Annotated in this window: 14 protein-coding genes and 1 riboswitch; of the genes, 9 read left to right on the forward strand and 5 right to left on the reverse strand. The window is 62.6% G+C overall.

Translation table 11 applies throughout. From position 1 onward, the window contains the following. Positions 1-48: 48 nt before the first annotated feature. Positions 49-236: riboswitch (cobalamin riboswitch) on the reverse strand. Positions 237-411: 175 nt separating this feature from the next. Both J2X53_RS14635 and J2X53_RS14640 read left to right on the forward strand, forming a co-directional pair. Beyond that, positions 412-777: a hypothetical protein gene (locus tag J2X53_RS14635; RefSeq protein WP_349038236.1), complete on the forward strand. Its 366-nt coding sequence runs from the start codon at positions 412-414 to the stop codon at positions 775-777. A gap of 72 nt (positions 778-849) precedes the next feature. After that, complete coding sequence (locus J2X53_RS14640) at positions 850-1,347, forward strand: copper chaperone PCu(A)C (protein WP_349038237.1); 498 nt, start codon at positions 850-852, stop codon at positions 1,345-1,347. A 43-nt stretch (positions 1,348-1,390) separates the two neighbouring features. On the opposite strand, the gene J2X53_RS14645 is transcribed toward J2X53_RS14640, so the two are convergent. Then, positions 1,391-2,260 (reverse strand): MurR/RpiR family transcriptional regulator, encoded by an 870-nt coding sequence (locus J2X53_RS14645; RefSeq protein ID WP_349038238.1) that lies wholly within the window; start codon positions 2,258-2,260, stop codon positions 1,391-1,393. A gap of 174 nt (positions 2,261-2,434) precedes the next feature. Between J2X53_RS14645 and J2X53_RS14650 the strand changes: the two genes are divergently transcribed. The 7 genes from J2X53_RS14650 (at position 2,435) to J2X53_RS14680 (ending at position 10,267) form a co-directional block, all read left to right on the forward strand. Beyond that, positions 2,435-3,202 (forward strand): N-formylglutamate amidohydrolase, encoded by a 768-nt coding sequence (locus J2X53_RS14650; protein ID WP_349038239.1) that lies wholly within the window; start codon positions 2,435-2,437, stop codon positions 3,200-3,202. 3 nt (positions 3,203-3,205) lie between these two features. Continuing rightward, positions 3,206-3,712, forward strand: a complete 507-nt coding sequence (locus J2X53_RS14655) for a TRAP transporter small permease subunit (protein WP_349038240.1) — start codon at positions 3,206-3,208, stop codon at positions 3,710-3,712. After that, positions 3,712-5,055, forward strand: a complete 1,344-nt coding sequence (locus tag J2X53_RS14660; RefSeq protein ID WP_349038241.1) for a TRAP transporter large permease subunit — start codon at positions 3,712-3,714, stop codon at positions 5,053-5,055. The genes J2X53_RS14655 and J2X53_RS14660 overlap by 1 nt, the downstream gene beginning before the upstream one ends. 60 nt (positions 5,056-5,115) lie before the next feature. Further along, positions 5,116-6,168, forward strand: a complete 1,053-nt coding sequence (locus J2X53_RS14665) for a TRAP transporter substrate-binding protein (protein ID WP_349038242.1) — start codon at positions 5,116-5,118, stop codon at positions 6,166-6,168. 90 nt (positions 6,169-6,258) lie between these two features. Further along, positions 6,259-7,626, forward strand: a complete 1,368-nt coding sequence (locus J2X53_RS14670; RefSeq protein WP_349038243.1) for a glutamine synthetase family protein — start codon at positions 6,259-6,261, stop codon at positions 7,624-7,626. A gap of 96 nt (positions 7,627-7,722) precedes the next feature. After that, entirely contained in the window at positions 7,723-9,102 is a 1,380-nt protein-coding gene (locus tag J2X53_RS14675; protein ID WP_349038244.1) for an aldehyde dehydrogenase family protein, read from the forward strand. A 4-nt stretch (positions 9,103-9,106) separates the two neighbouring features. Further along, positions 9,107-10,267: an iron-containing alcohol dehydrogenase gene (locus J2X53_RS14680; RefSeq protein WP_349038245.1), complete on the forward strand. Its 1,161-nt coding sequence runs from the start codon at positions 9,107-9,109 to the stop codon at positions 10,265-10,267. Between the two features lie 131 nt (positions 10,268-10,398). Here the strand turns inward: J2X53_RS14680 and J2X53_RS14685 are convergent, their stop codons facing one another. The 4 genes from J2X53_RS14685 to J2X53_RS14700 all read right to left on the reverse strand — a co-directional run bounded on the left by J2X53_RS14685 (position 10,399) and on the right by J2X53_RS14700 (position 14,294). After that, positions 10,399-11,460, reverse strand: a complete 1,062-nt coding sequence (locus tag J2X53_RS14685; protein WP_349038246.1) for an ABC transporter ATP-binding protein — start codon at positions 11,458-11,460, stop codon at positions 10,399-10,401. Then, complete coding sequence (locus J2X53_RS14690; RefSeq protein ID WP_349038247.1) at positions 11,460-12,242, reverse strand: ABC transporter permease; 783 nt, start codon at positions 12,240-12,242, stop codon at positions 11,460-11,462. The genes J2X53_RS14685 and J2X53_RS14690 overlap by 1 nt, the downstream gene beginning before the upstream one ends. Next, complete coding sequence (locus J2X53_RS14695) at positions 12,239-13,111, reverse strand: ABC transporter permease subunit (protein ID WP_349038248.1); 873 nt, start codon at positions 13,109-13,111, stop codon at positions 12,239-12,241. Before J2X53_RS14695 ends, J2X53_RS14690 begins: the two co-directional genes overlap by 4 nt. Before the next feature lie 94 nt (positions 13,112-13,205). Next, positions 13,206-14,294: an ABC transporter substrate-binding protein gene (locus tag J2X53_RS14700; RefSeq protein WP_349038432.1), complete on the reverse strand. Its 1,089-nt coding sequence runs from the start codon at positions 14,292-14,294 to the stop codon at positions 13,206-13,208. Between the last annotated feature and the right edge of the window lie 83 nt (positions 14,295-14,377).

Here is a 14,377-nt window from a genome sequence, read left to right on the forward strand (position 1 = left end):
TCACGACAAAACCCCTGTCATCAGAAACAAGGCCCCCGCTGACCATCGGGCACCCCGGTTTCGTCTGGCCGGTCTTCTGACTTGGTTTCACCCGGTGCCGCGCCTTCCCGGTCAGTCGGACCAGTGGCTGTTGCGGCCCCGTCCACCTTACAGCGTTGGGCACGTCGCGGAGTCTCACCGCGTTCCCGATTATCCCGACGGCAATCGCATCGAGCACCAGACACCTGATGCCTAGCGGCTCAGCCGCTGGTTCACAATGGGGTTGGTTGTGCGTATGACCGGGACAGGCTTGCCTGAGCCACTGCGCGGCCTCAGCAGCCTGCGGGCTGGTGCGTTGGGAACCCTTGGATCAAGCCGGAGTGACAGAGTGACCCGTTGCTTTGCCGCGCGATTTGCGGCATTCCGCGCCTTATGGTCCTGTCTCTGATCATATGGCTGCGTGGCGTGGCTTTGGTTGCGCTTCTGGCGACTGCCCTTGGCGTCGCTGGCTTTGGCCATCGTGCGCCGATGCAGCAGGATGCGACGATCGAGGCATTCTTGCTGTCCGGTTTTGCAATGGCCGATCTGTGCGGATCATCGGGGTCCGGCGATGCAGCGGCGCCGCTGTCCTGCCTCGCCTGCACAGTCACCGGCCCGGCGCTGATCCCGGCCAGCCCTTGCGTGATCCGCGATGCGGATATGCAGATCATTGCCGCCGTTTTTGCCCCGCGTGCGCGCCAGACTGTGCCTGCCGTTCACGACCCCGCCCGCGCGCCGCGTGCCCCGCCGCTGGCCTGAACCTGTCTGTCTGAAATCCATCCAGTCCTGACAGCCGGCCGCGCGCCGTGCTCAAGCCAAAAGGCAATCGTAATGTATCTTTCGTCTTCTCTGAACCGCGTCAAAACCCCGCTTCTGGCCTTTTGTGCCGCACTTGCGCTGGCAACCAGCGCACAGGCCCATGGCGTGACCGTGGGTGATCTTGAGATCATTCACCCCAATATCCTGGCACCTGCCGCTTCGGCAAAATCGGCTGCGGGCTATATGGGCATCGCCAATGAGGGCACAACCGCTGACCGGCTGATCGGCATCGAGATGCCTTCGGTCCAGCATTCCGAACTGCACACCACCGAACACAGCGCCGATGGCGTTGCGCGCATGATGCATGTGGATGCCATCGACATTCCGGCGGGCGAGACGGTGCTCTTGGAACGCGGCGGCATGCACATCATGCTGATGGGCCTGACCGAGCCGATGACTGAGGGGCAGATGGTGCCCGCCACCCTGATCTTTGAACAGGCTGGCCGCGTCGAGGTGGAGTTCAGCGTCGATCCGTCGGATGGTGCTGACCATTCCGCCATGGGGCACTGAGGCCTGAAACAAAGGCCCGTGGCGTTCGCGCGCCACGGGTTTCCTAGCGATAGCGCCGGAAAAACCGCGAGCGGTCGTACAGCGTTTCCAGCCGTTTCATCCGGCCTTCGGTCTCTCCCCAGGTCCGGCTTTGCACACTTGCCAGCAGCGTTTCGACCAGCACGAGGATCGACACGGTCGAGTCCCAGGCCGAAGGTGCTTCGATATGGCAGGTCAGCGTGTGGCGGGCGTGGGCGGCGGCGGGGCTGACCCAGCGGTCGGTGATCACCACCACCTCGGCCCCCTGTTCCACCGCCAGCTCTACCAGTTGCAGCACCGAGTTTTCATAGCGCCTGATATCAAACGCCACCAGCACATCGCCTGCCTTCATATCCAGCAGAGCCGGGGGCCAGGTGTTCGACATGTCCGACAGCAGCGTCACCTCGGGCCGGACCACCTTCATCAGCGAGACCAGATAATCGGCATGGGCATGGGTGATGCGGCCGCCCATCGCAAAGATCCGCCGCGACGGATCGGCCAGCAGCGCCACCACCTCATCAAACACCGCATGGTCGATCTGGCTGAGCGTGGCCTGCAGATTGGCCACCACCGCATCGGCAAAGCGGTTGAGGATATGGGTGTCAGGCACGCCACCTGCCCAGCGGTCATGCTTGACCAAGGGCGATTCCAGCATCGCCCCCACCTCGCCGCGCAGGGCGGACTGGTAATCGGGGTAGCCGCGATAGCCCAGTTTCTGGCACAGGCGCACCACCGTCGGGGTCGAGACCTCTGCCGCCCGTGCCAGAGCGGTGATCGAGCCAAGTGCCGCGACCGGATAATGCCGCAGGATATGGGTTGCCACCTGCCGCTCGGCCCGGGTCAGGTCGGGCAGCGCGGCGCGCATCCTGTCTTCGACGCCGGGGGGAAGATCCATATCCACGCCTTTCCTGCCGGTGGTGCCCTGATTTCGCGGGGCAAAGGGCTGATTGCAAACCACTCTGCCAAGTTTCCGAAACTATTGTAACAGAAATTGTGCAGAAGAAAAAATCTTGACAGAACCGTGTCGGATCAGGAACCCTAGCGCCATTGCGAGGGGGCCGAGTCACCGATGAGCCTGCATTCCACCCAGACAGATTTTGCCGCCACCGTCGAAAACCGCGACGCCGCTGGTGCCATTCTGCTGGTCTGCGAACATGCGAGCAATGCTTTTCCCGACCCTTGGGGCAATCTGGGGCTGACAGAGGCGCAGCAATGCGCCCATGTCGCGTGGGACCCGGGCGCGCTGGCGCTGTCGCGCGCGCTGGCGCAGCGGCTGGATGCCGCCTTGGTGCACGCCCCCGCCAGCCGGTTGATCTATGATCTGAACCGTGGCCCCGACCGCCCCGACGCCATGGCGGCGCGGTCCGAGCTGCATGATATTCCCGGCAATCTGGACCTGACGCCGCAGGACCGTCTGCACCGGGCAGAATCGCTGTATCTGCCGTTTCACACTGCGCTGCATGCCGAGATTGTGCGCCGTCTGGCCTTGGGGCGGGCGACGGTGGTGATCACCATCCATTCCTTTACACCCGTTTATCATGGCCAGCCCCGCGCGGTGGAGTTTGGCGTGATCCACGATGCCGATGACCGGCTGGCGCGGGCCATTCTGGCGGCAGCACAGGCCGGAACCGATCTGGCCTGCGCGCTGAACGAACCCTATTCCGCCGCCGATGGCGTTACCCACACCCTGCGCTTGCAGGCCACGCCTTACGGGTTGGCCAATGCGATGCTGGAAATCCGCAATGACCTGATTGCTACGCCCGAACAGGCTGCGGCGATGGCCGACCGTCTGGCCCCGGTGCTGCAGCAGGCACTTGCCACACTGGCGGAGGGTTAGGCGATGCCGCGCGTTGCCACAGGTTTTGTGCGTCTGGTCGACCGGCTGAATTACGGCGTGGGACGGATGGCGATGTATCTGCTGTTCGTGCTGATGGGCATCCTGATGTGGTCGACCATCAGCAAAGCGTCCGGTGCGCCGTCACTGTGGACGCTGGAAATGGCGCAGTTTATAATGGTGGCGTATTTCGTGCTGGGCGGACCCTATGCCATGCAGATGGGCAGCCATGTGCGGATGGATCTGTTCTATGCCCAGCAAAGCCCGGTGCGGCAGGCGTGGTGGGATGCCATCACTGTGTTGGCGCTGATCTTCTATCTTGGCGTCATGCTGTGGGGTGCGGTCGATTCCACGCTGTATTCGCTACAATACAACGAACGCAGCCCGACCGCCTGGCGGCCCTATCTGTGGCCGATCAAGGTCATCCTGTGCACTGGCTTTTTTCTGATGCTGCTGCAAGCGCTTGCCGCATTGATCCGTGACGTGGCCACCATCCGTGGGGAAACCATCTGATGCCCTATGAGATGATCGCGGCCCTGATGTTTTCGACCATGCTGTTGATGATGATGAGCGGGCAACGGGTGTTCGGCATCATCGGCTTTGTCGCCGTGGTGTCGGCGATGGCGCTGTGGGGGCAAGGCGGCGAGCAGATGGGCTTTTCCGCCACCATGAAGCTGATGAAATGGTATCCGCTGCTGTCGCTGCCGATGTTCGTGTTCATGGGCTATGTGATGTCGGAAACACGGCTGGCCGATGATCTGTACCGCATGTTCCACATGTGGTTCGGGCGGGTGCGGGGCGGGTTGGCGGTGGGCACCATCCTGCTGATGGTTTTGATTTCGGCGATGAACGGGCTGTCGGTGGCGGGCATGGCGATCGGATCGACCATCGCTTTGCCGGAACTGCTCAAGCGCGGCTATGACAAGCGCATGGTGACGGGCGTCATTCAGGCCGGGTCGAGCCTTGGCATCCTGATCCCGCCCTCGGTCGTGCTGGTGCTCTACGCCATGATCGCCCGCGCGCCGGTGTCAGAGCTGTGGCTGGCGGGGCTGATGCCGGGGCTGCTGATGGCGTCGATGTTCATTCTGTATATCACCCTGCGTTGCCGGTTTCAGCCGCATCTGGGGCCGGAGCTGAGCGTCGAGGAGCGGGCGCAGATCACCCTGGCTGACAAGCTGCACAGCCTGCGGGCCGGGTTGTTGCCCTTCATCATCTTCGGCGCGATGATGCTGCCGTTCATTTATGGCTGGACCAGCCTGGTGGAAAGCAGCGTGATCGGGGTGGCGGCCACGGTCTTCGGCGCGGTGATCAAGGGCACCTTTACCCGCAAGGTGTTCGAAGTGGCGACCCGCAGCACGCTTGGCATCACCTGCATGTTCATGTGGGTGATCCTGGCTGCGCTGTCGTTTGGCGCGGTGTTTGACGGGCTTGGTGCGGTCAAGGCGGTCGAGGCGCTGTTCGTCGACCGGCTGCACATGGGGCCGTGGACCATCCTGATCCTGATGCAGCTGTCGTTCCTGCTGATGGGGATGTTTCTGGATGACACCGCCATGCTGGTCATCGTGGCGCCCTTGTACGTGCCGCTGGTGGCCACGCTGGACCTTGGCCTGCCGCGCGAAGACGTGCTGATCTGGTATGGGGTGCTTTATACCATCACCTGTCAGATCGCCTATCTGACGCCGCCTTTTGGCTACAACCTGTTCCTGATGCGGGCCTTTGCGCCGAAAGAGATCACGATGGGCGATATTTATCGCTCGGTGACGCCTTTTGTCGGGGTGATGATCGTGACGCTCGGCCTGATCATGGCCTTTCCGCAGATCGCGCTTTGGCTGCCGCACCTGATCTACCGAAACTGAGACCTGAATTGAGGCGCGGCCACACCGCGCCCGCCCATTCACCAACAAGAGGTATCCCTGATGACAACATCCAGACGTTCCTTTCTGACCAAAACCGCGACCCTCGCCGTCGGGGCCGGGGCCGCCACGCTTGCCACGCCTGCCGTGACCCGCGCGCAAGAGGTGATCAAATGGCGCATGCAGACCTATGCCGGGGCCGCTCTGGGCGAAGAGGTGGTGAAACCCGCCATCGACGCCTTTAACCGGATGGCGGCGGGTCAGATGGAGATTGAACTGTTTTACGCCGATCAGCTGGTGCCAACGGGCGAGCTGTTTCAGGCGATGCAGCGCGGCACGATTGACTGCGTGCAATCCGATGACGACTCGATGGCCTCACCTACCGAAGTCACCGTGTTCGGCGGCTACTTCCCGATGGCGCTGCGCTACAGCCTCGACGTGCCCGCGCTGTTCAACAAATACGGGCTCAAGGCGATCTGGGAAGAGGAATACGCCAAGGTCGGGGTCAAGCACATCTCGGCCGGGGCCTGGGATCCGTGTCACTTTGCCACCAAAGATCCGATCAACTCTCTGGCCGACCTGCAAGGCAAGCGCATCTTTACCTTCCCGACCGCCGGCCGCTTCCTGACCCAGTTCGGCGTGGTGCCGGTCACGCTGCCATGGGAAGACATCGAAGTCGCGGTTCAGACCGGTGAGCTGGATGGCATCGCATGGTCGGGCATCACCGAGGTCTATACCGTGGGCTGGTCGAACGTGACCAACTACTTCCTGACCAACAACATCTCGGGCGCCTGGATCGGCCACTTCTTCGCCAACATGGAGAAATGGGACGCCCTGCCGCCGCATCTGCAGGAAATGCTCGCCACCTGTTTCGAGCAGTCGCATTACTACCGCCAGCACTGGTACTGGGCCGGTGAGGCTGACCTGCGCCTGAATGGCGGCAAGCTGCAACTGACCACGATTCCCGATGAGGAATGGGCAACGGTCGAGGCGGCTGCGGTGACGTTCTGGGATGAAATCGCGGCAGAATCCGAGGTGAAAGCCAAGGTTGTGGCGATCTTCAAGGAATATAACGAAGTGCAGAAAAAAGCCGGGCGTCCGTATCGCTACGGCTGATTATTTTGCCTCGGAACATCGGGGGCGCATTCGTTGCGCCCCTTTCTTTCAAAGAATATGATCAAAAAAACTGACCGACGGGGATGGAAAATGCCGGGCAATCTGACGCTGAACGCTTTGCGCGAAATGGTGGACGCGGGCACTGTTGACACGGTTCTGGTGGCCGCCGTCGACATGCAGGGGCGTCTGATGGGCAAACGCTTTCACGCGGCGTTTTTCCTGAACGGCGGGTATAAAGAGACCCATTGCTGCAACTACCTGCTGGCCGTCGATATGGAGATGACCACCGTGCCCGGCTACAAATCCGCCGGGTGGGAGCAGGGCTACGGCGATTACATGATGAAGCCCGATCTGGACACGATGCGTCTGCTGCCGTGGCTGCCCGGCACGGCGCTGGTGCTGGCCGATCTGATGGATCATGCGGGCAAGGAAGACATTACCGTCAGCCCGCGCGCCATTCTGAAACGTCAGGTCGCCCGCGCCCGCGACATGGGCTTTGAGCCGATGATGGCGACCGAGCTGGAGTTCTACATTTTCGAGAACGCCTATGACGATCTGCGCGATGGCGGGCTGGCGCGGCTGAAACCGATCTCGGGCTATAATGAGGATTACCACATCTTCCAGACCACCAAGGAAGAGTCGGTGATGCGCGATGTGCGCAATGGCCTCTATGCCGCCGGTATTCCGGTAGAGAACACCAAGGGCGAGGCCGATGCCGGCCAGCACGAGGTGAACTATCGCTACTCCGACGCGCTCGACACGGCGGACAACCACATCATCGTCAAACAGGCGGTCAAGGATATTGCCCATGCCAAGGGCAAGTCGGTGACTTTCATGGCCAAATACGATCACCGCAAGGCCGGGTCTTCCAGCCATGTTCACCAAAGCCTGTGGACCAAAGACGGCAAGCCGGTGTTCTATGATCATGATGACACGCATGGCATGTCGGAAACGATGAAGCATTTCCTCGCCGGGCAACTGGCCCATGCGCAGGAAATCACCGCATTCCTCGCGCCCTACGTCAACAGCTACAAACGCTTTACCATCGGCATGTTCGCGCCCACCAAAGCGGTGTGGAGCGCCGACAACCGCACCGCAGGCTTCCGCGTCTGTGGCGGACATACAAAAGCGGTGCGGGTCGAATGCCGTATTCCCGGCAGCGACGTGAACCCTTACCTCGCCTGCGCCGCCCTGCTGGCCGCCGGTCTGGCCGGGATCGAGGGCAAGCTGGAGCTGGAGGCGGAGATGAAGGGCGACATGTACGCCGCCAAAGGCATCCGCGAAATCCCGCACAACCTGCGCGAGGCGGCGGATCTGCTGGAGGGATCGGCCATGCTGCGCGCGGCCCTTGGCGATGATGTGGTGGACCACTACACCCACGCGGCCCGGTGGGAAATCGCCGAAACGGACCGGGTGGTGACCGATTTCGAATTGCAGCGCCTGCTGGAGCGGGCCTGAAAGCAGGGGCACGCCCCGCATAATGAGGTAGGGCGGGGGTCTCCCCGCCTCTGATGCAACGGATTGGCGGGGAGACCCCCGCCCTACGGAGATGATATGAAGCCGATCCAACTGATTTCCCCGGTCGATGGCCGGGTCTACGCCGAGCGCACGCCGCTGACACCGGATGCCGCACAAGCGGTCGTTGCCCGCGCCCGCGCTGCCCAAAAACCTTGGGCGGCGCGGCCGCTGGAGGAGCGTATTGCTCTGGTCAAGGCGGGCGTTGCCCGTCTGAACGAGATGAAAGATGTGATCGTCGAAGAACTGGCGTGGCAAATGGGCCGCCCCACCCGCTTTGGCGGTGAGTTCGGTGGCGTGAATGCCCGTACCGATTACATGTCGGAGATCGCGGCAGAAACGCTGGCGCCGAAGGTGGTCGAAGACAGCGACAGCTTCCGCCGCTATCTGGCGCGCGAGGCGCTGGGCGTGGTGTTCATCATTGCCCCGTGGAACTATCCCTACCTGACCACGATCAACACGCTGGTGCCCGCCCTGATCGCCGGGAATACCGTGGTGCTGAAACACGCCAGCCAGACCCTGCTGGTCGGCGAGCGGCTGGCCGAGGCGTTCCACGCCGCAGGCGTGCCCGAAGACGTGTTCCAGAACATCGTGCTGGACCATGCCACGACCGAGGGCCTGATCAAGGCCAAGTCGTTCGACTTCATCAACTTCACCGGCTCGGTCGCCGGGGGGCAGGCGATGGAGCGTGCGGCGGCGGGCACCTTTACGCCGCTGGGGCTGGAACTGGGCGGCAAGGATCCGGGCTATGTCCGCGCCGATGCCAATCTGGAGGCTGCGGTGGATACGCTGATGGATGGCGCGCTGTTTAACGCGGGGCAATGCTGCTGTGGGATCGAGCGAATTTATGTGCATGAACAGCTCTACGATGCCTTTGTCGAAAAGGCCGTCGCCTGGACCAATACGCTGAAGCTGGGCAACCCGTTTGAGGCAGACAGCACCATGGGGCCGATGGCCCATGCCCGCTTTGCACGCGTGGTGCGCGACCAGATCGCCGAGGCGATTGCCGCCGGGGCGAAACCGCTGATCGACCCTGCCAACTTCCCCGCCGATGATGGCGGTGCCTATCTCGCGCCGCAGGTGCTGGTGAATGTGGACCATTCGATGCGGGTGATGACCGAGGAATCCTTTGGCCCCGTGGTCGGCATCATGAAGGTCAAGGATGACGCCGAAGCCATCGCCTTGATGAACGACAGCCAATATGGCCTGACCGCCAGCATCTGGACCGAAGACTATGACACCGCCGCCGCCATTGGCGCGCAGATCGAGACCGGCACCGTGTTCATGAACCGGGCCGACTACCTTGACCCGGCGCTGTGCTGGACCGGGTGCAAGAACACCGGGCGCGGCAATTCGCTGTCTTATCTGGGTTTCCATTCGGTCACCCGCCCGAAATCCTATCACCTCAAGAAAGCTTGACCCCATGTCGCACGGCGTGCCCTCCCGCAACTGGTCGTACCCGACCGCCATCAAATTCGGCGTTGGCCGGATTTCCGAACTGGCCGATCATGCCAAGAGCATCGGCCTGACCAAGCCGCTGCTGGTGACCGACAAGGCGCTGGCCAGCCTGCCGATCACCGCCGAGGCGCTGGCGGTGCTTGACGCCGCCGGTCTGGGCCGCGCGGTGTTCTCCGAGGTGGACCCCAACCCGAACGAGACGAACATGGCCGACGGCATCGCCGTCTATCTGGCGGGCGGGCATGACGGGGTAATCTGTTTCGGCGGCGGTTCGGCGCTGGATCTGGGCAAGATGATCGCGCTGATGGCGCATCAGCGCAAAGATCTGAGCGTCTGGGATCTGGAGGATATCGACGACTGGTATACCCGCGCCGACGCCGACAAGATCGCGCCGATCCTCGCCGTGCCGACCACCGCCGGCACCGGGTCCGAGGTGGGGCGCGCGGGCGTTTTGACCAATTCTGACACCCACAAGAAAAAGATCATCTTCCACCCCAAGCTGATGCCCGCCGTCACGCTGTGTGATCCGGCGCTGACTGTCGGCATGCCCAAATTCATCACTGCGGGCACCGGGATGGACGCGCTGGCCCATTGTCTGGAGGCCTATTGCAGCCCGTTCTACCACCCGATGTCGCAAGGGATCGCGCTGGAGGGCATGCGGCTGGTGTTTGAAAACCTGCCAGTCGTCTACAAAGACCCCACCAACCTGATGGCGCGCGGCCATATGATGAGCGCGGCGGCCATGGGCGCTGTGGCGTTCCAGAAGGGGCTTGGCGCGATCCACTCGCTCAGCCACCCGGTGGGCGCGGTCTACGGCACCCATCACGGCACCACCAACGCCGTCGTGATGCCGATGGTGCTGGATTACAACCGTTCGGCCATTGAAGACCGGATCAACGCCGCTGCCGCCTATCTGGGCATTGCGGGCGGGTTTGATGGCTTCCGCGCCAAGGTCATGGAGTTGCGCGAGACGCTGGCGATTCCGGCCAACCTGACCGCTATGGGCGTGAAGCCCGAGGATCTGGACATGCTGACCGATATGGCGCTGGAAGATCCGTCCTGCGGCGGCAACCCGATTGAGATGACGCGCGAGAACACCCGCGCGCTGTTCGACGCCTGTATGTGAGACGAAAGGGGGCGGCGGGGTGAACCCCGCCCTACCCAAAACATGGAAATCGGCCCGATGTGTACAAAGGTGTAGGGCGGGGTGAACCCCGCCCCTATTCTGGCACAGGGTGGTGGGATGCCGCCTATGCCTCAGGCCTGCAACAGAATGAAATCGCGGCCAGACAGGCTGACCTCCACCTCGCTGCCCACCACGGGCGGCGGCGTGTCCGGCCGGTTGAACGTGTCAAGCGACACGGCAGCTCCGGCCAGATCGGCCTTGAGCCGGATCACCGAGCCCAGGAAATGCACATCCGTCACCTTTGCGGTCAAGAGCGCCTCGGCATCGGGCAGGCGACCCAGACGCAAGGCCTCGGGGCGCAGCGCCACCGACAGCTTTTCCCCCGCCCGTGCCGCAAGCGGCGCGTCAGGCAGCGTCAACCCCTGACCGGCCAGCATGACGCGGCCCGAGGCTGCATCGGCCACCTCTACCTCGAACGTGTTCAGCGTGCCGACGAAGTTTGCGACAAACTTGGTGCGGGGGCGGTTGTAGATTTCAAATGGCGCGCCGACCTGATCAGCCACGCCGCCATTCATCACCACGATCCGGTCGGAAATGCTCATCGCTTCTTCCTGATCGTGGGTCACGAAAATCGTGGTGATCCCCAGCTCCTGCTGGATCTGCCGGATCTGGTTGCGCAAAGACACCCGCACCTTGGCATCGAGCGCCGACAACGGCTCGTCCAGCAGCAGCACCGACGGGCGCGGCGCCAGCGCCCGCGCCAGCGCCACCCGCTGTTGCTGGCCGCCCGACAGCTGGAACGGAAACCGCCCGCCCAGATCGGACAGCCCGATCAGCGCCAGCATCTCGGCCACCCGCGCCTCACGTTCGGCCTTTGGCGCGCCCTTGACCTTCAGGCCAAAGGCCACATTGTCGGCCACGGTCATGTTGGGGAACAGCGCATAGGCCTGAAACATCATGCCGATGTTGCGCGAATTGGCCTTGAGCCCGGTCACGTCCTTGCCGTCAATCGTGATCCCGCCGGCCGAGGGGGATTCAAACCCCGCCACCATCCGCAGCACTGTGGTCTTGCCACAGCCTGATGGCCCGAGCAGCGAAATGAACTCGCCCTTTTCAACCGACAGGCTGAAATCCTTGACCACACGGTTCTGGCCAAAGGTCTTTTCAAGATGGGTCATGGTGAGGAAGGACATCAGGCTTTCGCCCTTTCGTGTTTTGAGAACCGGGTGACAAGCTGCATCAACCCCATGCAGCCCCAGGTGATGGCAAAGGCGATGACCGCCAGCGCGGGCGGCTCATAAGCGCGGTTCGCGCCGAGCAATTGCATGAACGGGCCAAACGCCGGGCGGTTCAGCAGCGCCGCCATGGTGAATTCGCCCAGCACGATGGCCAGCGTCAGGAACGCCCCCGACAGTACGGCCACCATCACATTGGGCAGGATGATCCGCGCCAGAATGGTGAACCATCCGGCGCCAAGGCTTTGCGCGGCCTCGGTCAGGGTGGTCACATCAATGGTGCGCAGCCCGGTATCGACCGAGCGGTACATGTAGGGCAGGGCCAGCGTGGTATAGCCCATGGTCAGCAGAATATCGGTGCCAAAGGCAGAGCCGGTCAGCGGCAGAAAGCTGGAGGTGTTGTACAGCCGGATATAGCCGAACACGATCACGATGGCCGGAATGACAAGCGGCAGCAGGGTGATGAACTCGATCACCGGGCGGGCCTGTGGCAATTTCAGCCGCACCCAATAGGCGGTCGGCACCACCAGCAGCACACCGACCACGATGGTCGCCGCAGACAGGATCAGCGAATAGCTGAACGTGTCCCAGAACCGCTGATCCTCGAACACCCGGCGGTAGGCATCAAACGAATACTCCCCCCGCCGCATCTTGAGGCTGAATTCGGTCATCCCGACCAGCGGCAGCAGGAAATACAGGCAGCCGAACAGGAACGCGCCCCATGCGAAAAAACGGGTCATTTCAGCCACCTTTCAGACCGGACGCGCAGCCAGATATACAGGAAATTGGCCAGCGCGGTGATGACGATCATCCCGAACGCCAGCGCATAGCCCAGGTTCGGGTTGCCCAGCACATCGCCCCGGATCTGCGCAAACAGCTTGATCGGCACGATGTTCAGCTGCGGCCCCGTCAGGGCAAAGGCGGTGGCGACCGCGCCAAAGGCATTAGCAAACAGCAGCGCAAAGGTGCCCAGCAGCGATGGGAACAGAATGGGCAAGGCCACCATGCGCCAATACTGCGCGCCCGTGGCCCCCAGCACCGCCGCCGCCTCGCGCCACTCGCGCTTCAACCCGTCGAGTGCCGGGATGATAATCAGGATCATCAGCGGGATCTGGAAGAACAGATAGGTGACCACCAGCCCCCAGAACGACAACAGGTTGAACCCCATCGCGCGCAGGTTGATGCCGAATTCGGTGCGCAGCCAGACCGTCACCAGCCCCACCGGGCCCAGCGTCGCGATAAAGGCAAAGGCCAGCGGCACCCCGGCAAAGTTTGACGCCACGCCGGAGAACGTCACCAGCGGGTTGCGCACACCCTTTGGCAGGCCGCCAAACACCACCGCAGACGCCATGGCAAAGCCGATGGCGCACCCCAGCAATGCGGTGGCAAATGACAGCTTGATAGAGGTCCAATAGGCGTTGCGGATTGAATCGGTGTTCAGGTCGATCAGGTTTTGCAGGGTAAAGCTGCCGTCAGGGGTCTGAAACGCGCCGATCACGATTTTCATCGTCGGCAGGATCAGGAACAGCACGGCAAAGATCATGAACGGCAAAATGCCCAACCACTCAAGCGGCAGGCGAAGGCGCTGGCCCCCCGGTTGCTTTGGCATCACAGTCCCCTGTTGCACGGGGCACTTTGCGGCCCCTTTTCAAAGTGTGACGCCTGCCCGGCAAAATGCAAGCCGGGCAGGCGTGTGTCAGATGTTACTGGACGTTGGCGCCGACGACGGTATCCCAACCCGCCTTCACGGCGTCGGAGTTGGCGTTCACTGCGTCGATCGACGGGAACACGGCGCGCTCATAGGCGTCTGCGGGTGGCAGGGCGTCCATCAGCTCTTGCGGCACGACACCGCGTGCGACCAGATCGTTGAAGCGAATCGGGTGGCAGTAGCCAGCCAGCCAGCCCAGTTGGCCTTCGTCGGAATACAGGTATTCCATCCACAGTTTTGCGGCATTCGGCTGCGGCGCATAGGCGCTGATCGCCTGCACATAGACACCGGCCAGCGTCACGTCCGATGGCACGATCACTTCAACCGGCGGGTTGCCGGCCAGCGAGTCGCGGTTCGACAGGGCGTTGTAGTCCCACTGGATGACGATTGGCGTGGTGCCTTGCGCCAGCGTGCCGGCCTTGCCGATGACCGGAACGAAGTTGCCCGCATCGTTCAGCTCTTTGAAGAACGCAAGCCCTGCTTCGGCAGCGGCCGCACCCGGTTCGGCACCGCGCGCCATGCCGGCGGCCAGCACAGCCAGGATGGCCTGGTTCGATGCGCGCGGATCGCCCGCAAGGGCCACCTGACCGGCATATTCCGGCTTCAGCAGGTCAGCGAAGGACATCGGAGGATTTGGCACCAGATCGGTGTTCACGGTGAAAGACATCACGCCGTAATAGTCGCCATACCAATGGCCGTCAGCATCCTTGGCATCAGCGGGGATCGAGTCCCAGGTCGAAACCTTGTAGGGCTGCAGAAGGCCTTCGGCCTGTGCTGCCGGGCCGAAGGACAGACCCACGTCCAGCACGTCAGGGGCTTGTGGGCCTTTGTTGTCCTTGTTGGCCTTCACGGCTTCGATCTCGTCAGCCGAACCCGCATCGGGGTTCAGTTCATTGACGGTGATTTCGGGATACTTGGCTTTGAAGCCGGCGATCACGTCGCCGTATCCGCACCACGAATGCGGCAGGGCGATGGTGGTCAGCATGCCTTCGGCTTTCGCGGCGGCTTCCAGTTCGGCCATCGACTGTGCCGATGCCAGCGGAGCCGTCATCATCATGGCGAGGCTGGTGGTCAGCCCCAGCATTTTCTTTGTCATCATTGAAGTCTCTCCCGGTTGATCATTTCACTCCCGCTTGCCATCCCGTTCCCTCTGCTCGGCCAACCGGA

This window comes from Pseudotabrizicola sp. 4114 (genome assembly GCF_031457365.1).
In the GTDB taxonomy this organism is placed as follows: Bacteria; Pseudomonadota; Alphaproteobacteria; order Rhodobacterales; family Rhodobacteraceae; genus Pseudotabrizicola.